Origin of the sequence: Loigolactobacillus coryniformis subsp. coryniformis KCTC 3167 = DSM 20001, assembly GCF_002706425.1 — a bacterium.
Taxonomy (GTDB): Bacteria; Bacillota; Bacilli; order Lactobacillales; family Lactobacillaceae; genus Loigolactobacillus; species Loigolactobacillus coryniformis.
Genome location: NZ_CP017713.1, coordinates 588,073 through 609,297 on the forward strand (window position 1 = coordinate 588,073; position 21,225 = coordinate 609,297).

21 protein-coding genes are annotated in these 21,225 nt (G+C 43.0%); 17 read left to right on the forward strand and 4 right to left on the reverse strand.

The window, feature by feature from the left end:
- Positions 1-277: 277 nt before the first annotated feature.
- The 4 genes from LC20001_RS02850 to LC20001_RS02865 all read left to right on the forward strand — a co-directional run bounded on the left by LC20001_RS02850 (position 278) and on the right by LC20001_RS02865 (position 4,349).
- Complete coding sequence (locus tag LC20001_RS02850) at positions 278-1,567, forward strand: UDP-N-acetylglucosamine 1-carboxyvinyltransferase (RefSeq protein WP_010009307.1); 1,290 nt, start codon at positions 278-280, stop codon at positions 1,565-1,567.
- A gap of 119 nt (positions 1,568-1,686) precedes the next feature.
- The gene (rho, locus tag LC20001_RS02855; RefSeq protein ID WP_010009306.1) at positions 1,687-2,979 is read left to right on the forward strand and encodes a transcription termination factor Rho; all 1,293 of its coding nucleotides are present in this window, start codon (positions 1,687-1,689) and stop codon (positions 2,977-2,979) included.
- A gap of 157 nt (positions 2,980-3,136) precedes the next feature.
- Entirely contained in the window at positions 3,137-3,409 is a 273-nt protein-coding gene (locus LC20001_RS02860; RefSeq protein ID WP_003677625.1) for a type B 50S ribosomal protein L31, read from the forward strand.
- 259 nt (positions 3,410-3,668) lie between these two features.
- On the forward strand, positions 3,669-4,349 hold the full coding sequence (locus LC20001_RS02865) for a DUF2238 domain-containing protein (RefSeq protein ID WP_056943285.1): 681 nt from the start codon (positions 3,669-3,671) through the stop codon (positions 4,347-4,349).
- Positions 4,350-4,357: 8 nt separating this feature from the next.
- Here the strand turns inward: LC20001_RS02865 and LC20001_RS02870 are convergent, their stop codons facing one another.
- Positions 4,358-5,590 carry a multidrug efflux MFS transporter gene (locus tag LC20001_RS02870; RefSeq protein WP_029507954.1) on the reverse strand — a complete coding sequence of 411 codons (1,233 nt, stop codon included), beginning with the start codon at positions 5,588-5,590 and terminating at the stop codon, positions 4,358-4,360.
- Positions 5,591-5,878: 288 nt separating this feature from the next.
- On the opposite strand from LC20001_RS02870, the gene LC20001_RS02875 reads away from it, so the two are divergent.
- From LC20001_RS02875 to cshA, 5 genes are all read left to right on the forward strand, one after another.
- Positions 5,879-6,439: a LemA family protein gene (locus tag LC20001_RS02875; protein ID WP_003677618.1), complete on the forward strand. Its 561-nt coding sequence runs from the start codon at positions 5,879-5,881 to the stop codon at positions 6,437-6,439.
- Between the two features lie 147 nt (positions 6,440-6,586).
- Positions 6,587-7,360: a hypothetical protein gene (locus tag LC20001_RS02880; RefSeq protein WP_003677616.1), complete on the forward strand. Its 774-nt coding sequence runs from the start codon at positions 6,587-6,589 to the stop codon at positions 7,358-7,360.
- A 98-nt stretch (positions 7,361-7,458) separates the two neighbouring features.
- Positions 7,459-8,535 (forward strand): D-alanine--D-alanine ligase family protein, encoded by a 1,077-nt coding sequence (locus LC20001_RS02885; protein ID WP_010009303.1) that lies wholly within the window; start codon positions 7,459-7,461, stop codon positions 8,533-8,535.
- 358 nt (positions 8,536-8,893) lie between these two features.
- Complete coding sequence (locus LC20001_RS02890; RefSeq protein WP_010009302.1) at positions 8,894-10,276, forward strand: UDP-N-acetylmuramoyl-tripeptide--D-alanyl-D-alanine ligase; 1,383 nt, start codon at positions 8,894-8,896, stop codon at positions 10,274-10,276.
- Positions 10,277-10,529: 253 nt separating this feature from the next.
- Complete coding sequence (gene cshA, locus LC20001_RS02895; RefSeq protein ID WP_003677612.1) at positions 10,530-12,077, forward strand: degradosome RNA helicase CshA; 1,548 nt, start codon at positions 10,530-10,532, stop codon at positions 12,075-12,077.
- 134 nt (positions 12,078-12,211) lie between these two features.
- Here cshA and LC20001_RS02900 read toward each other — a convergent pair whose 3' ends face one another.
- A complete protein-coding gene (locus LC20001_RS02900; protein ID WP_010009301.1) occupies positions 12,212-13,255 on the reverse strand; it encodes a D-alanine--D-alanine ligase family protein in 1,044 nt (347 codons plus the stop codon).
- Between the two features lie 186 nt (positions 13,256-13,441).
- On the opposite strand from LC20001_RS02900, the gene acpS reads away from it, so the two are divergent.
- The 7 genes from acpS to LC20001_RS02935 all read left to right on the forward strand — a co-directional run bounded on the left by acpS (position 13,442) and on the right by LC20001_RS02935 (position 18,107).
- On the forward strand, positions 13,442-13,801 hold the full coding sequence (gene acpS, locus LC20001_RS02905; protein ID WP_010009300.1) for a holo-ACP synthase: 360 nt from the start codon (positions 13,442-13,444) through the stop codon (positions 13,799-13,801).
- The gene (gene alr, locus LC20001_RS02910) at positions 13,801-14,931 is read left to right on the forward strand and encodes an alanine racemase (protein ID WP_010009299.1); all 1,131 of its coding nucleotides are present in this window, start codon (positions 13,801-13,803) and stop codon (positions 14,929-14,931) included. The genes acpS and alr overlap by 1 nt, the downstream gene beginning before the upstream one ends.
- Positions 14,932-15,022: 91 nt before the next feature.
- Positions 15,023-15,274, forward strand: a complete 252-nt coding sequence (locus tag LC20001_RS02915; RefSeq protein WP_010009298.1) for a hypothetical protein — start codon at positions 15,023-15,025, stop codon at positions 15,272-15,274.
- A gap of 28 nt (positions 15,275-15,302) precedes the next feature.
- Positions 15,303-15,659: a type II toxin-antitoxin system PemK/MazF family toxin gene (locus tag LC20001_RS02920; protein WP_010009297.1), complete on the forward strand. Its 357-nt coding sequence runs from the start codon at positions 15,303-15,305 to the stop codon at positions 15,657-15,659.
- A 245-nt stretch (positions 15,660-15,904) separates the two neighbouring features.
- Positions 15,905-16,414, forward strand: coding sequence for a DUF2798 domain-containing protein (locus tag LC20001_RS02925; protein ID WP_003677600.1), 510 nt, complete (start codon positions 15,905-15,907; stop codon positions 16,412-16,414).
- A 128-nt stretch (positions 16,415-16,542) separates the two neighbouring features.
- Positions 16,543-17,217 carry a helix-turn-helix domain-containing protein gene (locus LC20001_RS02930; protein ID WP_010012236.1) on the forward strand — a complete coding sequence of 225 codons (675 nt, stop codon included), beginning with the start codon at positions 16,543-16,545 and terminating at the stop codon, positions 17,215-17,217.
- Positions 17,214-18,107 carry an IS3 family transposase gene (locus LC20001_RS02935; RefSeq protein ID WP_010620863.1) on the forward strand — a complete coding sequence of 298 codons (894 nt, stop codon included), beginning with the start codon at positions 17,214-17,216 and terminating at the stop codon, positions 18,105-18,107. The genes LC20001_RS02930 and LC20001_RS02935 overlap by 4 nt, the downstream gene beginning before the upstream one ends.
- 79 nt (positions 18,108-18,186) lie before the next feature.
- Here the strand turns inward: LC20001_RS02935 and cbpA are convergent, their stop codons facing one another.
- Positions 18,187-18,825, reverse strand: coding sequence for a cyclic di-AMP binding protein CbpA (gene cbpA / locus LC20001_RS02940; RefSeq protein WP_003677599.1), 639 nt, complete (start codon positions 18,823-18,825; stop codon positions 18,187-18,189).
- A gap of 122 nt (positions 18,826-18,947) precedes the next feature.
- Between cbpA and LC20001_RS02945 the strand changes: the two genes are divergently transcribed.
- Positions 18,948-19,613, forward strand: a complete 666-nt coding sequence (locus tag LC20001_RS02945; RefSeq protein WP_003677595.1) for an O-methyltransferase — start codon at positions 18,948-18,950, stop codon at positions 19,611-19,613.
- 56 nt (positions 19,614-19,669) lie between these two features.
- Here LC20001_RS02945 and LC20001_RS02950 read toward each other — a convergent pair whose 3' ends face one another.
- Positions 19,670-21,046, reverse strand: coding sequence for a L,D-transpeptidase family protein (locus LC20001_RS02950; protein WP_010009295.1), 1,377 nt, complete (start codon positions 21,044-21,046; stop codon positions 19,670-19,672).
- Between the last annotated feature and the right edge of the window lie 179 nt (positions 21,047-21,225).

Sequence of the window (21,225 nt, forward strand, 5' to 3'; positions counted from 1 at the left end):
TAATTCTAAATAATGAATCATGACGAGTAGCGAAGTACAAGCGCAAGTGTAGTTAGATAATCGTGCGTTTCATATTACATTAGATGACAATTATTAAGAATTTGTAAAATCCTAAAGTTGCTTAAAAGGCCTATTTTTAGGTATAGTTGACCTAGCTAGGCTTTATGGCTGTAAAGAGATTGTTAGAAATTACTAACCAATTCGGCTAAGGTATTGTATTTTTAGGTTACATTCTTTATCATTGAAATGATTATAATTGAAGTGAGGAAAGTAGCATATGAAGAAAATGAGGATCCAAGGTGGCAAACCGCTATCCGGCACGGTGACGATCGGGGGCGCGAAGAATAGTACCGTTGCGCTAATCCCCGCATCGATCTTAGCTGATACGCCGGTAACACTGGATGGGGTACCTGATATTCGGGATGTACATAATTTAATGTCGATCTTGGCATCGATGCACGTGACCTCAACGTTCACTGCGGATATCCTCAAAATCGATCCCACACAAATTGTGCCAACGCCACTACCTAATGGGCGAATCAAGAGTTTACGCGCTTCATATTATTTTATGGGCGCTTTGTTAGGTAAGTTTGGCGAAGCTATTGTTGGTTTGCCTGGTGGTGATGATATTGGACCACGGCCAATTGATCAGCATATCAAGGGGTTTGAAGCGCTCGGTGCCCAAGTAACGAATGAGCATGGTGCAATGTATATCAAAGCTCCCGCTGAAGGTTTACATGGTGCACGGATCTTTTTGGATATGGTTTCTGTCGGTGCCACGATCAATATTCTATTAGCCGCAGTACGGGCCAAGGGACGGACGATCATTGAAAATGCCGCTAAAGAACCAGAAATTATTGATTTAGCCACCTTTTTAAATAATATGGGGGCGCAGATTCGTGGCGTGGGGACCGATATTATTCGGATCGACGGCGTGGATCGTTTAGAAGCACACAATTCGCATACGATCATTCCTGACCGCATTGAAGCGGGCACTTATTTAGCGATGGCTGCGGCAATCGGGGATGGCGTGTTAGTTAAAAATATTATTCCCGAGCATTTGGATGCTTTCCTCGCTAAAATGGAGGAAATGGGTGTTCAACTAGACTATCACGAAGATAGCATCTATGTGAACCCATCAGATCATCTGAAAATGGTACAGATCAAAACATCGCCTTATCCAGGTTTTGCGACTGATTTGCAGCAACCGATTACGCCCTTATTGTTAAAAGCACGGGGCGAAGGGCTGATCATTGATACGATTTATCCGAAGCGAGTCAAACACGTCCCAGAACTGATTCGGATGGGGGCGGATATCACGATCGAAAACGATGTGATTATTTTGCATCATGCCGATCAGTTATTTGGTGCCGAAGTTTCAGCTGATGAAATTCGGGCCGGCGCTTGCTTAATGACTGCTGGTTTAATGGCGCAAGGCGAGACCGTGATCAGCAACGTAGAGAATATTTTGCGTGGTTACGATCGGGTGGTTGATAAATTGCATAGTTTAGGTGCGCAAGTCGAAATTATCGATGATGTCGAACAAATTTCGATCACTTCGCGCTGATCATGTTAATGGGACGAAGGGCGGCTAGCTTCGCTAATAGACTGAAGCAGCGTTTTTCGCCCTGTTTTTTTGTGGCATGACCTTTCTGACACGCGACTTTTAATGAACGGAGCAACATAATGAGTGACTTTTTGACTATGGGTGAGTTGGAAAACCAAACCCTGAAAGAGATTTATAAATACGCACGTGATTTCAAGATTCCTTATTACAGTCAAATGAACAAGAAAGAATTGTCGTTGGCAGTTTTGCGAGCACAGGCTAAGAAACAAGGTTTTGTTTCAATGGAGGGTGTTTTAGAAATTGTCAGCAACGATGGTTTTGGCTTTTTGCGGCCGATCAATTATGGTCCATCGCAAGAAGATATTTATATTTCAGCTTCCCAGATTCGCCGTTTTGGGTTGCGTACCGGTGATAAAGTGGTTGGCCGTGCGCGGCCGCCAAAGCCTAGCGAACGTTACTATGGCTTGATGCACGTTGATACAGTTAATGGCAAAGATCCAGAAGAAGCTAAGCAACGACCGCATTTTCCAGCGTTGACTGCTCTATACCCAGAACGGCAGTTACATTTAGAAACGACAGAGCAACAATTAGCAACACGCTTGATCGATGCGTTTGCGCCGATTGGCTTTGGACAACGAGGTTTGATCGTAGCGCCACCTAAGGCCGGTAAAACTAGTCTGCTTAAAGCAATTGCTGCAGGTATCGCTAAAAACTATCCTGACGCTTATTTGATCGTTTTATTGATCGATGAGCGGCCAGAAGAAGTTACCGATATTGAACGTTCGGTTAAGGGCGATGTGGTCTATTCAACGTTTGATCAGCAACCAGCTAATCATGCTCGCGTTTCAGAATTGGTTTTGGAACGGGCTGAGCGCTTGGTTGAAGATAAGCAAGATGTGATTATTTTGCTTGATTCGATCACGCGGTTGACCCGGGCGTATAATTTGACGACGCCTTCCAGTGGGCGTACCTTATCTGGTGGTTTAGATCCGGCAGCGTTCTATCGGCCAAAGCGCTTCTTTGGTGCGGCACGGAATATTGAAGAAGGTGGTAGTCTAACGATTTTGGCGACGGCCTTGGTGGATACTGGTAGTCGGATGGACGATGTGATCTATGAAGAATTCAAAGGTACTGGCAATTTAGAATTACATTTGTCCCGCGAACTATCAGAGCGGCGAATATTTCCGGCATTGGATATCAAACAATCAGGAACGCGCAAGGAAGAGTTACTGTTGGCTAAAAATGATTTGGAAGCCATTTGGAAGATTCGCCGTTCAATGACTGGTGATGCATTAGATTATACTGAGCAGTTGTTGCGCTTCATGCAGCGAACTTCGGATAATCGAGCATTTTTTAAAAACTTAAATAAATTAGAATTTAAACAGCATCGGCCAAGAAATTATCATCGCTGATTGCAAAATCAAATCGCACATGGTATTATTTATTGGTTGTGTAACCAAATTATCTCTGTTTCGCAGGCTAGCTTAGGTTTAACTAGTTAGGCTGTTTCCGGCTAACGACGTTAACACGCTAATGTTAGTATGATTCAGGGCAAAGGAGCGAATAGTAATGAAAAAAGGAATCCATCCAGATTACCATCCCGTTGTTTTCCGTGACTCTCAGACAGGTTTCCAATTCTTGTCTGGTTCAACGAAAACATCTGACCAAACGGTTGAATGGGAAGACGGTAACACTTATCCATTGGTTTTAGTTGAAATCAGTTCCGACTCACATCCTTTCTACACCGGCAAGCAGAAATTTACGCAAGCCGACGGTGCAGTCGATCGTTTCAACAAAAAATATGGTTTTACCGATGCCAATGCTGCACCGGCCAAAGACTAAGCAATTGCTATGGACGCTTGATAAAACTTTTGTTTTGTCAGGGGTCTTATTTTTTTGCACTAGAATAGAATAGGTTAAAATAAAGATAAATGCTGGTTTAAGTTGTGGTATGCTTTTTGCTGCAAGAAACACGGCAACGCGTCACGTGTTCTATGCGTCAGCGAATGGAACCTAATTGATTTAGTTTAAACATGAGCGTTCCGCTAAATAAAGGAGTCCCAGCCGCTCCCATTATTAAGTGAGATAGAGGTGAGGTTTAGTGAAAAAATGGCGTATTTATAATTATTTGTTAGCTTTTATTTTGATTTCAATGATCTTATCGCTGACTTTTACTGTTGTGGCGGTTTCAACAGTACCAGCAACCGGCCGTGGCAAGCAGCTGTTCTTGTTAGTGGAGATTGTGTTAGGGATCGTGATTCTGTTGTTACCGCAATGGATCGCTAAGTTAGGTAATTTTAAATTACCTGAAGTACTATACGTTTTATTCTTACTGTTCATTTATGGTTCCGTTTATCTAGGAACGGTTTATCAGTTTTATAGCCGCATTCCGTATTGGGACAAAATTTTACACGTTGGTAGCGCCATGTTACTAGGTTGTCTCGGTTATGCTTTGATCGGGGTATTTGTTCGTGGTGAGCAGCTGACGCATTTGTCGCCGTTGTTTATGGGGATTTTTGCGTTTACTTTTGGTTTGTCGATCGGTGTATTCTGGGAATTTTATGAATTTACTTTTGATGGCTTGCTAGGGCTAAATATGCAGCGTTATATGAGCCACGGCGTCTTGTTGCAAGGCCGTGCGGCATTAATGGACACGATGGGTGATTTGATTGCCGATGCGCTGGGCACTTTCGCAGTTGCCGCAATCGGTTATATTGGTATTAAGCGCGATATTCACTGGTTAGATAAATTTATGTTCCGCAAAATAGCACCAAAAAAATAATCGTCAGCTTATTGCTGGCGATTATTTTTTTGCTTTAAACGTAGTGGTTTGGTACTGCGCCAAACCCAAACGAAATTGATAAATTCTAATGCAGCGGTGGTAAAGAAAACACCATTATAGCCGAGAAAACCGGAGATTCCTGAACCAATTAATGGCCCAGAAACCTGACCAACTGATTGGAAGGATTGATTATAACTGAAAATTCGGCCGGCTATTGTATGCGGTGAATACTTGGCTAGAATTGTTTGGACGGCGGGTAATAACGCCGCATCGGAAATGCCGACAAAAACACGTAAAACGGCTAATTGCCAAACGTTAGTGACGAAACCTTGTGGCAAGTAGACGATAGTGGCGAAAATTAGTCCTAATAACAAGATCCGTTGTGTCCCAATCCGATCACCAAGTTTACCGAATTGGGGTGCGGCAATTAAAGTGGCGATCCCAGGTAAAGCAGCCACGATACCACTGATCAATGGCACATTACCATTACCATGCATTAATTCGCGCACGAATAAGGCAATGATTGGGCTGATTGAGTTATTGGCGGCCATGATAAACATGGTCGTGACAAACATCCCGATAATTAATTGCGGCTGCGGTAATTGTTGAATAATTGCCTTGGCTGGTTGTTGTTGCCCTTTTTCAACAGGTTCAAAGGTTTCATGAACGAAGAATAGGCATAATAAGAAACTAGTGGTCAGTAGCAAAGCAGTGATCAAAAAAGTGACCCGATACCCGAAAAAGCCGGCGATTGATCCGCCAAGTAAGGGGCCAATCATTTGACCAGTGACACCGCCAGTCGAAAGTGTGCCTAGTGCTTGTCCACTTTTGTTACGTGGTGCGGAAGTGGCAATTAGGGCATTAGCGTTACTGATGAAGCCAGAAACGACCCCCTGCAATGCGCGTAAAGCAACTAGCTGATAAACGTTAGTGACAAAGGCCATGGACCCAATGATGATCGCCATCCCTGCAGAAGCACGTAGCAACATTAATTTACGACCTTTACGATCGGCCAAGCGCCCCCACCAAGGGGAGACAATCGCAGTCACTAGATAAGTTGCGGAGTAAGTCAAACCACTCCAAAAATTAAGCTGCATATGAGTGAATTTTCCTAGTGTATCCACATATAATGACATAAAAGGTAGGACTAAACTAAAACCCATCCCGGTCATGAAACAACCAAACCATAAGACATAAAGGTTTTGTTGCCATTGCGGGCGTTTGCGCTGAACCGAGTTCAAGCGCTCACCTTCTTTCTGAAAAACGAGATAATTATATGGTAGCACGATTACGAAAAAATAAAAGGGGGCTATCCCACTATAAGCTGATCGTTAACTCGTAAGCGCCGAGACTAATTTAAAATAATGTAGACCAATCAACAATTTAGGCAGATTTTTTGCCTAATGCATCAATACTTTACTACAGTTTGGTTATATCCGAATTTTTGCGCTACGCTCTTAATTGACAAGTTGAATCGTATCTGTGACAATTAATGCAAATGAATAATAAAAAAGAAAAGAGGGTTTGCAATGCTGTGGATTATTTTAATTGCGATTTTATTAGCAGCGGTGGTCGTGATCGGTTACATTAGTTTCTATAATGGGCTGGTGCGAAGCCGTAATTGGACCGACGAAGCTTGGAGCCAAATCGATGTTCAACTCAAGCGGCGTAATGATTTGATTCCTAATTTAGTAGAAACGGTTAAAGGCTATGCTAAACATGAACAAGGAACCTTGGAAAACGTTATTGCCAAGCGAAATCAATTGGCGGCAGTCCCTAGTGACGATCATGAACAAACCATGGCCGTTTCTAACCAGCTCTCAGCGGGATTAAAGGATATTTTTGCCTTAGCGGAAAGCTACCCCGACTTGAAGGCTAATCAACAATTTGGTCAATTAATGGATGAACTGACTAACTCGGAAAACAAGATTGCTTATGCACGCCAACTCTATAATTCAAGTGCTGTAAATTATAATAATAAGATCGAAACTTTCCCAGGCAACGTGATCGCACCAGCGCATAATTTCCAGAAAATCAATTATCTGGAGACGCCGGAAGCAGAAAAAGCAGTACCTAAAGTTTCGTTCTAGAGATAATTAAGTTTATTTGCTAACTACCACATAATTAATTTTATGTGGTAGTTTTTATTAGGTAGCGGCTTGTTTTTTAAGTGGCTTTCCATTCTTTTCGTAGTACAATGTAGTAAGTATTGGTTAAAAGTGATGTGGAGTGGGATCATGAGTGTGAATGTTGTCTACGTTCATTTAGAGACGGTTTCTAATTTAATATTGTCTTACGGAATCAGTTTGCAGGATTTTGCTGGTGCGCTGCAACGCGTGCCGCATCATTTATTGCTACTGACGCCAGTCGATCTAGATGATGATGTTGATCCCCATACTGGGTTCAATGTTATTTCTGGTGCACCGGCGATTGCCGCATATTTTACCGATCCACATTTAACGACGCATAAGTGGATCGATTTTGCGCATGAATTGTATTTAGATCAGGTGACGCCAAATGAGGTGGCGCAGCTGCTTTATTTGGGGCACGCTTATACACATTTAGAATCACCATTTTATTATAAATTGCAGAACGATTATGTTTATTTAGATTTACCTGATGGCACGGTTAAAACCTACTACCGCCACTTACCGCAATTTTATGCCGTCTTGAATCGGAGCCTAAAGCGTCATTTACAGGAAAAATACCCGGATATGCGCTTCTTATTCCGGCGGCGCTCACTGATTCAAGATATTGATCCAGTGATCCTACAGCAATTGCAGCCATTATTCATCGATGGGGCGTTGTTCTCATTTGAAGATATTGACAGCCGGCAAAAGGAGATCCATATTCCAATTTTGTCCTTAAATAGTCGTTTCAAACTAGTTAATGACGACTGGCACAGTGCTGATCAAGAACGAGTAGCAGAATTAATTTATGATCATGGTATAAAAAAATGGCGTTTAAATGTGATCAATGAAGCAGCTTTTGCTAATCAAGGCTTGCTTTAAGCAAATGAAAGATAGAAAGTGTAGATCAATGACTCAAATTTAATGCACTGAGTCAGATGCGCTGGCGCATTTTCTACACTTTAGAAAGCAGGGCACGTATGCAGATTTACCTACTATATGGCGGTCAAAATGCCGAACATGATCTATCGATCGCTTCGGCGTTTGCAGTTATTCGCGCAATTTATTTTAAATATTATTCAGTGTGTCCAATCTACATTACGCAATCTGGTGAATGGTTGCGTGGGGCAACGCTGCATGAACCTTTACCTAGTGCTGCCACTTTACAGCTAGTGGCCGGTGATATAGCTAAATTTAATGAAAACAGTCCGTCGGTTGGTGTAGCGATTCGGCCTGGTGAATTAACGGTCAAAGACTCAATTGTTTTTCCAGTTATGCACGGTCAAAATGCTGAGGACGGTACGATTCAAGGCTTATTGCAGTCACTGGGGGTGCCTTACGTTGGTGATGGCGTCTTAGCTAGTGCAGTGGGGATGGATAAAATCGTCAGTAAAATGCTGTTTCAGCAAGCTGGTATCCCACAAGCACCTTATGTGCCCGTGTTAAAAGCGCAGTGGCAAGCAACCGCCGATAAAATTTTGGCTCGTTGCGAAGGCTCACTACTTTACCCGATGTACGTTAAACCAGCTAATTTAGGTTCAAGTTTAGGTGTTAGTCGAGTTAATGATCGCGCATCGTTAATTGCTGCAATTGAAAAGGCCTTTGAGTTTGCTTCGCGCGTTTTAGTTGAGCAAGGAATCGTTGCCCGTGAGATCGAATTGGGCTTATTAGGCGACGATACCTTGAAGTTTACCGTTCCCGGTGAAGTACTCAAAAAAGATAATTTCGTTGATTACGGTGCTAAACAATCGCGGGCAGCCTTGGCTTTGGACATTCCGGCCCAGATCAGTGCGGAAGTGATCACCAAAATGCAACAGTACGCACAACAAGCGTACGCGATCATGGACGGTTCTGGTTTAGCGCGCTGTGATTTCTTTTTGACAGCCAATGGGGATGTCTTGTTAAATGAGATCAATACCATGCCACTGTTTGATCAGTACGCAATGTATCCACAATTGTGGCAGAAAATGGGCCTTAACAGTGGCGATTTAATTGAAGAATTGATCCAATTAGCGTTGAAACGCTTTAAGCGACAACGTGCGCAACAGAATTTTTGATTAGACTAGCCATGTTTAGACTGATTTTTGGTGAATACTAATGTAGTAGCGACTTCAAAATAGGATCTGAAGTTGCACTATCCGTAACCTCAAAATTATTAGCGTATCTGGCTAATAACTACCTTAATTGTGAAGTAGGGCCATGTTTCTTGCGGTACGATTTTTGCCACAAGAATGGACACCGTTCGTAACCTCAAAATTATTAGCGTATCTGGCTAATAATTACCTTAATTGTGAAGTAGGGCCATGTTTCTTGCGGTAAGGTCTTTGCCACAAGAATGGACACCGTCCGTAACCTCAAAATTATTAGCGCACTTGCTAATAATTACCTTAATTGTGAAGTAGGAGTTTTTTATTTATGAAAATGCAACTTGCAGAAATTGCGCAGGCAGTAGCCGCGGAAAATGACTATTCACGTTGGCAAGATTTAGAAATTACCAGCGTTCACTTTGACTCACGCAAATTAAAAGCTGGGGCTCTTTTTGTGCCGTTAGTCGCCGCTAATGATGGCCACGACTATATTGGTAACGCTCAGCAAAACGGAGCCGTTGCTGCTTTTTGGCAATTAGGTCATCCCGGCAAACCAACTGATTTTCCAGTTTTGGAAGTTCGTGACCCGTTGAAAGCCTTGCAACAATTAGCGAAATACTACCTAAATAAAGTAGATCCCCGTGTGATCGCAATCACCGGTAGTGATGGTAAAACGACGACTAAAGACATGACTGCCGCAATTTTGGCGCCACATTCTAATGTGGTTAAAACCCAAGGTAATTTCAATAATGAAATTGGTGTACCGATTACTATTTTAAATATGAGCACTAACACTGAAACTTTGGTGATCGAGATGGGGATGGATCGTCCAGGACAACTGGATTTTCTTAGTCGGTTGGTCGCACCAGATGTTGCAATCATTACGATGATTGGTGAAGCACATATTGAATTTTTCGGCACTCGGGATAAGATCGCCGATGCAAAAATGGAGATCACGCACGGCCTAAAAGAAGATGGTGTGTTGATCTATGATGGTGATGAGCCATTATTACGGGAACGAACAGCCGATTTGGCACAGCGGACGAAGACTTTTGGTCAGCAAGATAATAATGATTTATATCCAACTGAGGTCACTGCTGGTAGTAAGCAGATTGATTTTAAGCTGAATCAATATCCGGATACAGAATTTAATTTACCGTTGTTGGGCGCATACAATGTTAATAACGCCATGGCTGCACTCACAGTTGGGAGTCTGTTCCAAATCCAACCGCAGCAGATGCAAGCAGCACTGGCAAATTTGCAATTGACCAAAAATCGGACGCAATGGCTGACTGGCGCACAAGGTGAACAGATTTTAAGTGATGTTTATAATGCAAATCCGACGGCAATGATGGCCGTGCTACGCGCGTTTGCGGCGGTACCAGTTAAAGGGCAACGAATCGCGGTACTCGGCGACATGTTAGAACTTGGCGAGCAAGCACCCGCATTGCATGCTGGGATAGCAACGGCCATCGACCCAACTAAAATAGAACAAGTTTATCTACTTGGGCCGATCATGCAAGCTTTGGCAACCGAACTAGCTAGAAATCCAGCATTTAAGGGGCGTGTTCATTATTACCCGCTTAATAAAAAATTAACATTGATCACTGATTTATTAGCAACAGTCACTGTCGATGACGCAGTATTGTTGAAAGCCAGTAATGGGCTACATTTGGATGAAGTTTTACGGGCATTACAAAATAAAGATTAGTGAGTTGAAGACTACAGTTAAGGCTGATAGTCTTTTATTTCGGCTGTGATTATTGACCAACGGAATGCATAATAATGATGGCTAGAACGATTTCATGAAAATGAATTGATACAAAAGTTTGTTTTTAATTAACTTTCGTGATAACATAGTAAAGATGCAAATTAGAAAGCATTAAATATTTTTTGCAAGGCAGACGCGAATGGGATCGGGAACTGTTTTGCAAATTGTTTAACAGACCCGAGGAGGAAACTATTTGAAATTTACAGATTTAGGTTTAGATCCAGAGCTATTAAAAGCAGTACGCCGTCAAGGCTTCGAGGAAGCAACCCCAATTCAGGCGGAAACTATTCCGTTGGCCTTAACTGGCGTCGACGTTATCGGCCAAGCCCAAACTGGTACCGGTAAGACTGCTGCTTTTGGCTTAGCAATTCTACAAAAAATCGATCTTGAAAATCCTAATGTACAAGCATTAATTATTTCACCAACTCGTGAATTAGCTGTACAAACACAAGAAGAACTTTATCGCTTAGGCCAAGACAAAAAAGTCAAGGTTCAAGCTGTTTACGGTGGTGCTGATATTGGCCGCCAAATTCGTTCGCTAAAAGATCATCCACAAATTATCGTTGGTACTCCTGGTCGTTTACAAGATCATATCAACCGGCGGACGATTCGTTTGGACCACGTTCAAGTATTGGTTTTAGACGAAGCTGATGAAATGTTGGATATGGGTTTCTTGGAAGATATTGAAAAGATCGTCCAACAAGTCCCTGATACTCGGCAGACGTTATTATTCTCCGCAACGATTCCGGCAGCAATTCGTAAAATTGCTGATCGTTTCATGCACGATCCCAAAATGGTTCAAATTAAAGCCAAGGAATTAACGGCTGATTTATTGGATCAATACTTTGTTCAAACTAAGGAATTTGAAAAGTTTGACGTCATGACTCGTTTGTTTGATGTTCAACAGCCTGAGTTGACGATCGTTTTCGGTCGGACTAAGCGTCGGGTTGACGAATTATCTAAAGGTCTACGTGCCCGTGGCTATAACGCCGAAGGCATCCACGGTGATCTATCCCAGCAAAAACGGATGAGTGTTCTACGCTCATTTAAGGCTGGCCGTTTAGACATCTTGGTTGCGACTGACGTTGCTGCTCGTGGCTTGGATATTTCTGGGGTAACTCACGTATACAACTACGATGTCCCACAAGATCCTGATAGTTATGTTCATCGTGTTGGTCGTACGGCTCGCGCAGGGCATAAAGGAACTTCAATCACATTCGTAACACCTAATGAAATGGGCTACTTGCGGACGATTGAAAAACTAACGCGCCTGAAGATGCAACCATTGAAGGCACCAACGGCTAAAGAAGCGCTTCAAGGTCAATTGTCTTCAGCAATCGAATCAATTCAAGAATTGATCGATAACAAAGACTTAAGCAACTATGAAGCACAAGGTGAAAAATTGTTAGATAGCTATACGCCATTGCAATTGGCAGCCGCTTTGTTGAAAGTAACCAGCAAAGATGATGCTTCTGAAGTGCCAGTTAAGATCACGCCAGAACGGCCATTACCACGTCGTAGTGCTGGTGGTCGTGGCGGTAACGGTCGTCGTAGTGGCGGTTATCGTGGCGGTCATCGTAATGATCGTGATCGTCGTGGCGGTAACGGTGGTGGCAGTCGTAATGGCGGCCATGGTCGTTCACGCGACAGTCACGAAGGCGGCGGTCGTTATGATCGTAAAAAGCGTTTTGATAAAAAAGATGGCGGCAAGCGTAACTATACTATTCATACGCACGCTTAATTAGACTAAAAAAGTCTGCGAATCTGCGCAGACTTTTTTATTTACTTGAAAGTACGATAATGGGAAGTCAATACAAATAAAAAATCATCAGTACTGCACGTAGATTTGCGCGCCAATACTGATGATTTTTTTGCTTATTTTGCTTCGTATAAGGCTAATTTGCCTTTAACGATCTGTTCACATAGATCAGGATAACTGATTCCTGCCGCTGCTGCTTCTTGTGGTAATAAGGAGAGTGGCGTCATACCTGGTAGTGAGTTACCTTCGATCACATAGATACCATCTTCGTTCCAGAAGAAGTCAATGCGACCATAGTTTGTCAGCCCTAAAACAGTCATTGTCTTAAGCGCGATAGCCTGCATTTCTGTGTGTACGTCATCTGGAATATCTGGTGGCGTTTGGAAAGTCGTTTGGTTTTCTTGGAATTTGTGTTCGAAATCGTACCAACCATCATTGACAATGATCTCAATTGCTGGCATCGCAACACCATTAACAACGCCCATCGAAAATTCGCGGCCTTTGATGAATTCTTCGATCACTACTTCGTCATCAAAGCGGTAAGCATCAGGTAGCGCAGCTTCTAATTCGGCTTGGTCATTGGCAATTTTCATCCCAATGCTGGAGCCACCATTGGAAGGTTTAACAACAACTGGAAAGCCGAAGTCGATTTGTGGCGTTGGTTCACCTTTTTTGACTGACACGTAGCCAGCCGTTTTGATGTGGTTGTGCAATAGTAATTCTTTGGAGATTTTCTTGTCCATGGTAACGCCTGAAGCCAGCGAACCACTACCGGTGTAACGAATACCGAATAGGTCAAAGGCAGCCTGCACTTTACCGTTTTCGCCATCTTCACCATGCAAGCCGAGGAAAACAATGTCAGCAGCAGCACAAATTTCTAAGACGTTTTTACCAAATAAACCTTTGGTGCCATCAGTGCGTAATGCATCGATGGCTTCGTCGGTCAAAATTTCGTCGCTGATCGCATAGTTTGTCGTCGTTGCATCCCGTTGGAACACATCAGCAACGTTTTTAACGTCGCTTAAGTCATCGCCTAAAAATAGATCGATCAAAACGGCTGCGTGACCTTTTTCGCGCAACGCGGTGGTGATCTTAGCGCCGGATGATAGGGAAACATTACGTTCTGGGCTACGTCCGCCCGCGAGTACAACAATCTTCATTAAATTAAGCCTCCGTATTGTATTGAACCTAAAGTTTACCACAAAATCGCATTAATCGGTAGTTGAAAGCGCTTTAAATTACCTTAAAAGTTTTTATCGGCTGATAACCGTAGTTTTTTGCAGCTAAACTAAAAATTTGCTAGAATGTACAAGTACATTATTTTTTAAAAAAGTGAGGCGACGCGGTTGATTTATGGTATTGGTGTAGATATAACAGATATTGCACGTATTCAAGCAGCTCAAGCTAAGAATGCACAATTTAAAGCGCGGGTATTAACTGCGGCTGAGCTAGCGATTTATGAACAGTTAACGCCAAAGCGCCAAGCAGAATACCTAACTGGGCGCTTTTCTGCCAAAGAATCTTTCGGTAAGGCGTTAGGCACTGGAATCGGCCGCGTTAGTCTACTTGATATTGAAATATTGGATGATGAACTAGGCAAGCCAGTGGTGACTAAAAATCCATTTGCTGGTCGTGCGCTAGTTTCAATTTCGCACACCGATACATTGGTGATGTCGGAAGTTATTTTGGAAAGAGGGACCGACTAATGGTAAGTGGGTTACATCGACCGACAAAATTAGTGATCGATCGGCAAGCAATTAAAGCAAATATTCAGCAAGAAATGCAAACATTGCCACAAACAACGGAATTGTGGGCAGTCGTTAAAGCAAATGGTTACGGTCACGGAATGGTAGAGGTAGCAGCCACCGCAAAAAGCGCTGGTGCCACTGGTTTTTGTGTGGCTATTTTGGACGAGGCACTAGCGCTACGACAGGCTGGATTTACGGAGCCTATCCTGGTGCTTGGTATTACTAGTCCTACATACGCTAAAGTTGCAGCAGCGGCGCATATTTCGTTAACCGTCGGCTCACAGGAATGGTTAGCAGCTGCTTTACCAATTTTACAAAGTGGGGCCCTAACGACTAAATTGGCTGTTCATTTTGCGGTCGATAGTGGTATGGGACGAATCGGTTTTCGTGATGCGGCTGGATTGCAAGCTGCCGATACTTTTTTACAGCAGCACGTTGAATTTGAATTAGAAGGTTTATTTACGCATTTTGCCACCGCTGATGAAAAGGATACGACTTATTTTAAGCAACAGGTGGCTAAGTTCCAGCAAATGCGTCAAGCCTTGGCAACCGAACCGCGATACGTGCATGTCTCCAATTCCGCAACTAGCTTATGGCATGCTGCTTGCAATGGCAATATGGTGCGTTTTGGCGTCGCTTTATACGGACTGAATCCCTCAGGAACAGCTCTGTCAGCACCATACCCCTTGCAACCGGCACTGACCTTTGAATCTGAGCTAGTTTTTGTTAAGCAAATGCAAACCGGCGATGCAGTTAGCTATGGCGCAACATACCATGCTAAACAAGCTGAGTGGGTCGGCACGCTTCCCGTCGGTTATGCCGATGGTTGGCAGCGTCGCTTACAGGGCTTTCACGTGTTGATCAATGGTCAGTACTGTGAAATCATCGGTCGCGTGTGCATGGATCAGATGATGGTTCGCTTACCAGCGCAGTTGCCAGTGGGGACGAAAGCCACTTTAGTCGGTGAAAATGGTGGCCAGACGATCAGTTTACAGGATGTGGCGGACTACGCCCATACGATCCATTATGAAATTGCTTGCAACCTGACAGACCGGGTGCCACGGACTTATTTACCTGAAAAGTCTTAGTAAAAAGAATTTAACTTTTCTTTCCCGTGTAAGCGTGGTACTATAATGTGGATAATAACTTGTATTGATGGGCTTTTTGGGGGTCACAAACATGGAAACACAAATAAAACAACGCTTATCTGTCGTTTGCGATAAGGCAATGTTGAACAAAGTTGACTTATTTTGCGACTATTACGGCATCAAAGAAAATGATTTAGGCAATGATAAGATTGCGTTTTTTAAAGCGCATCAAGCAAAACTAGATTCTCTCGCGCAAGGTTACGCCGAGATGGCATCTTTGAATACAGAAATTTGTGCGGAATTTTGCAATTGTGAAGAAGAAGCTGCTTTACGTATTCATTAAAGTAAGGGAATCGGTTAGGGGGTGCTGATTGGAGCTAGTTGTTAAGCGCGGTGACATATTTTTCGCTGATCTTTCACCAGTGGTGGGATCAGAACAGGGGGGCATGCGCCCTGTATTGGTGATTCAAAATAATATTGGTAATCATTACAGCCCAACTGTGATCGTTGCGGCAATCACCGCAAAAATTCAGAAGCCGAAAATGCCGACGCACGTTGGGATCAAGGCGCGACAGACAGGGATCGAGAAAGATTCCGTGATTTTATTAGAGCAGATTCGAACAATTGATAAACAGCGCTTACGCGATAAAGTGACTCACTTAAGTGATGAAGTGATGGCACACGTTGATGACGCGCTGGCAGTCAGTATTGCGCTAAAAAATCTATAATACTTAATGGCGAATTACAATTAAAGCGACTTTGTAATTCGCAGCAGTTTAATTTACTTATCAAGGGCAACAGCCGATATATCCCGGCTGCTGTCCTTATTTTTATGATCAAAAGAATAGCAAAACTCGTGCCATAAATTTAGATTTCTGAAAATGTAACACAAATGTAACTTATGCAGCGCGTCTATTTTATGTATACTGACTAATGTTGCTTAAAAACAGAAATTGTGAAATAGGAGATAATTATGCCACGTAATTTGAAAGAAGAAATTGTTTTTACAGCTATTATGGCTGGCTTGATGGTGTTCGTTATGGTTTGCTATAACGTTGTATTAGTTCAAGGATTTACTGAAGGGTTCTTATTGAACTCGATCAAGGAATATCCTGGTGGTTTGCTTGTTGCGATTATTTTAGATCTATTAATCGTTGGCCCCATTGCCAAGGGATTAGCCTTTAAATATATCATTAACGATTACATGAAGAAAAATGTAGTTCTGATTGGGATCACGATCTCAGTTATGATGGTTCTAGGTATGGTTTCATGCATGTCATTATTCGGGATGATCATGGCACATAACTTAGGTGGCAATGTATTAGCCACTTACGGTCATACTTGGATCTTCAACTTAATTATGGCTTTGCCATTACAATTGATTGTCGTTGGCCCAATTGCTCGCGGTGTTTTAGGTAAAATGCAAGCTGCTGCTGACAAAGCCAGCGCACCACAAGAAAAAACTGATAAAGAAATTGACTAACTAGCCGCGCTGTTGTCTTTAGAGACAGCGGTTGATCATATGAAAAAGCCCAAGCTGTTGCGATAATCCCTTTATGGTTGTCAGATGAAATACAATAATTCATCTAACAACTATGGAGGGATTTTTGTATGCCCAGATCTAAACATACGGTACTCGAAAAATTAGCAATCTTAAAGGAACTTACCCAATCAAAAACTGGACTACGGCCGGTGGCCAATCGTCATGGCATTGATCACAAGACGCTAGAACGTTGGCGAGATCGATACTCCCGTGATGGAATTAATGGTCTAAAGGAGGCTAAGAAAAACAAACACTATTCGAAAGAACTCAAACTTAAAGTAGTCCACGCATATCTTATAGGTGAAGGCACCTTTGATGAACTTGCAAATAAGTTTGGACTTCGTGGATCGCAGCAAGTCGTAGACTGGGTGAACAAGTATAATGGGGATAAACCTTTGACGGCGTCGCCGTCCAGAAAGCAGGTTCCCACTATGAGTCGTAAAACAACCTTGGAAGAACGCATTGAAATTGTCGAGTATGTCACCAAGCTGAAGCATTCATACACAGAGGCCGCTGAACACTTCCAAGTCTCTTATCAACAAGCACGTTCATGGGTGATCAAGGCCGAACACGGCGGCTATGAGGCACTCGTGGACAACCGTGGCCATCACAAAGAACAAGCTGAACTGACTGAACTCGATAAAGCCAATCTTGAAATCAGGCAGCTCAAAGCACAGCTCGCAGACAAAGAGCTTGTGGAGGCATTCGCAAAAAAATTGCTGGAACTCCAGCGCAGGGGGTGAGTAAACAACATCGACTGTCTTACTTCGCAATTAATGAGGTCAGTCAAGGCAAGCGCGGTGCAGTATCTACGCTGTTGGCCGTTGTCGGTGTAAGCCGGCAGGCTTACTACAAAGGGTTAAATCGAGAAGAAACTGCTTGGGAAACCCGTAATCGTCAGCTCAAGGAACGGACACAATACTGGTTTGATTTTCATCATCAAGGTATCGGTGCTGGGAATCTTTTAGTGAATCTTCAACATGATGAACTAATTGACTTCCCCGTTACTTTCAAGATGGTACGTCGTGTGATGCGGGAGCTTGGCTTGACATGTCAAATTCGGGTCAAGAAGCACAGTCGACATAAGGAGAACGAACAGCACATTCAAGACAATGTGCTCAATCAGAACTTCGACGTCGACAGTCCTAATCAGGTCTGGTTATCCGATTCGACGGAACTGACTTACGGCGTAAATAATAAGTATAAGGTGCGCTTGAGTGGCGTCCTTGATCTCTACGGCCGACGTTTGTTGTCCTACAATTTGAGCGCTACTGAAACATCAGCAGCAGAAATCGAGGTTTTCCAACGAGCCTTTGAGGCTTCTGGTGACGTCCACCCATTGGTTCACACTGATCGAGGATCAGCCTACACCTCTGGTGCCTTCAACAACTTTCTTGGTCGTTACAACGTCACACGTAGCATGTCTCGACCAGGAACACCATACGACAATGCACCAATGGAGCGCTGGTGGAACGAATTCAAGTTACGGTGGATGGCTCGCCATCCACTAGCAAAGACTTGCGAAGAGCTTGTGAGACTGGTTGAGGAAGGAATCGAATATTTCAATCACCACAATCGCTCAGCACAAAGAAACGGCCTCACCCCAGATGAATACTGGAGTGAAGCCGCTTAGAAACAGATTCAACTTTATATTATTTCATTTGTCAACTTGACAGGGCCTAGTGCTGTTGTCCAGCTTGGGCTTTTTTTACTTATTCGACGCGTAGATCTTCGACTTCGGGAACCGTGAATTCTTTGCGCTGTAAATGATCAATGATCTTATGCAGGGTTTCTTCAGAAGTGCCTGAAGGAAGCGTGAATAAAGTCCGGCGAATCAATTCACCAGGTTCTGAATCAAGCGTGATGCAGTTGGCGATGGACACATAGCGCGAAATAATTCGTGACATATCGGTTAGATCGCCGCGTTCGCCGGTGGAAACAACGGTTAGCACATAACTACCAACATTAACGTTCCAAGATTGCGATAACATGGTCATCAAATGATTATGCGTTAAAATACCGTAAAAGTAGTTTTGCTGATCCAAAACTGCCACGTAAGGTAAATCTTTGATTGTAAAGAAGACTTTGAAAAAGGGTGCGTCAACTGGAATATATTTAGTAGCATTTTTAAGTAAATGCGTCACTGGCAGATCCATGGCACCGCCGCGGGATTTATGGCGGTAAATATGCATTTTGTAAATATTGCCGCGAAAAATCTGACCAGATTCATCGAGGATCGGGACGCAGCGATAACCAGTGTCCTCAAGGATGGTCAATGCTTCAGCCAAAGTTGCTGTTTCCTTGATGCTGGTGATTTGTTCTTTAGTTTGCACCATTGATTTTAATAACATGGTTTTGCCTCCAGATTAAATAATTCTCATTTTACGTCTAGCATATCATAATATATAATCGAATAATAGACTACTATTCAGTTTGAAAAATTAGAGAACCTTAATGAAAGCAGGCAATTAATATGCACAATGAAATGATGCATCGTCCGGTGGTCAAACCTGCAGTGCTAGATTTTTTACGTCAAGGTACGACACAGTTAACGGGAGCACTCGGTGAATTAGAACAACAAGCCCATGAAAAAGGGGTTCCGGTGATTCCTCACGAAACGGTCACGTTTATGCAGACCTTGTTTAATCTGAAGAAGCCACAAACAGTTTTAGAGGTCGGTACAGCGATCGGCTTCTCGGCCAGTTTGTTTGCCACTTGTATGGGTGCTACAGGGCGTGTGACCTCGATTGATCGCTACCCGCTAATGCTGGAACATGCTAAAGAAAACATCGCGCATTTAGGCTTAGAAGGGCAGATTAAGTTACTGGCTGGTGATGCGGCGGATATTTTACCGACATTGACCCCCAGTTACGATTTGATTTTTATGGACAGCGCCAAAGCTAAATACCTTGATTTTCTAGATGATTGTTTACGGTTATTAGCGGCCGATGGGGTGCTGTTGATTGATGATGTCTTGCAAGGGGGAACCGTTTTTGCTGATGCAGCGACGGTCCCACACCGCAATAAAGCTATTTACCGCAAACTAAATCAATTGCTGACCCGTGTTTTCAATGATTCAACGTTAGTGGCGACCTTGTTACCATTAGGTGACGGTGTCTTGATGATCACCAAAAAATAAATTAAGATAACAAAAGAGCCACGACAGATAATTTCTGTCGTGGCTCTTTTACATCATTAGAAGATAACAACTGGCGTGCCGGTATCAACGAGTGAATATAACTTAGCCATTGTGGTTGGTGGAGTATTAACACAACCATGTGAGCCATGTTCTTTATACCAATCGCCGCCAAATTTAGGTTGCCATGAGGCATCGTGAATCCCAACGCCAGTATAATCGACAGGCATCCAATAGCTGACAGGTGAGGCATAAGCAGAACCGTCATCGTTAGTACCTTTCAAAGTAGCATTGGTTTGTTTGTTCCAGATAAAGTCAACACCAGATGGCGTATCCTGACCAGGTTTACCAGTCACTACATCGGTATCAAGTACTAACTGACCATCTTTGTAATACCACATATGCTGATTAGTTTTATCAACTTCAATGTAAGTATTACCGATATCGTTTTTGTCCGTGCTATAACCAGAGCCTTGCACAATTGGTGTCCGGGTAAAGTCTTTACCTGCTAACACTTTAGCGCTAAGTGCGGTCACTTCACTGGCAGTGTTGATGCTCCAACCGTAAGTTCCGGCTGGCACTGTAACCGTACCACGCTTAGTACTCTTGAACTGGCGATCTTTATTAATTGTTGCATACTGTTTGTTGAGGCTAACAATATAAGCCTTAACTTGCGCTGCATCTAGACTGACTTTACCGTTTGTGTAAGTTAGCCAACTATAAATTGTTGCCTTTGGTACAGTCACTTTATCGCCGTTGATCGCATAAGTGATCTTTTCGTTATGCAATTTTTCTAGCTTGGTGACTGCTTGCTTGAGACTGCTACTATCAGCGTTCACCGTAGGCTTAGCGTAAGCTGTCTTAACCGCAATCTGACCATTACTTGACGCTAGCCCTTGGCGAATCGTTGTTTTCAGCTGTTTAGCGGAAAGTCGATTACCGCTGACTGCACTGCTGATGGTAAAACTGCCATTCTTTTTAACGATTGTGGCGTTTTTACTAGCGGTGCGTCCTTGGTTGAGCTGTGTGATCGTTTTATCAACAAACTGATTGAATGTTGTTTGATCAACTGTCAGGCTTTGGCTGGCTTGTGCCATACTTGTACCCTTTACTAAATGCCATGGCCATGACCAAGGATTTTGTTGTTGCTTTAAACTAGCCAACTTTTGAGTGAACTCTGGCTTAACACCAGCTGTTTTCCCCGTGAAGCTCACTAGTTTCTTAGTGCCATCAACTAAGGTGAATTTTTGCTGTTCGAAATGCTTCTGTAATAACTGATTGGCCTGGGCTTCAGTTTTACCGCCTACATCTACGCCGGCAACATTGGTGCGTGGTAGATAGGTGTCACGGTAACGCTGACTTTGAAAAATATAAAGTCCGAAAACCGCAATGAGTATCACGCTGATAGTAATCACCATTCGACTGCGTTTTTTCATTGGATACGGTCCTCCTATTAATTATTCTTTAGCTGAGTGTAGCATTCGTGCAGTGAAAATGATAGCGAACGAACCTTTAATTTAGCTTAAGTATACAGCAAATAATACCAAACTTTGTTTATTTTAGGTAGATTGTAAAATTTAAGTTGAACATATTAGTGGACAGAAAAACCCGTAAA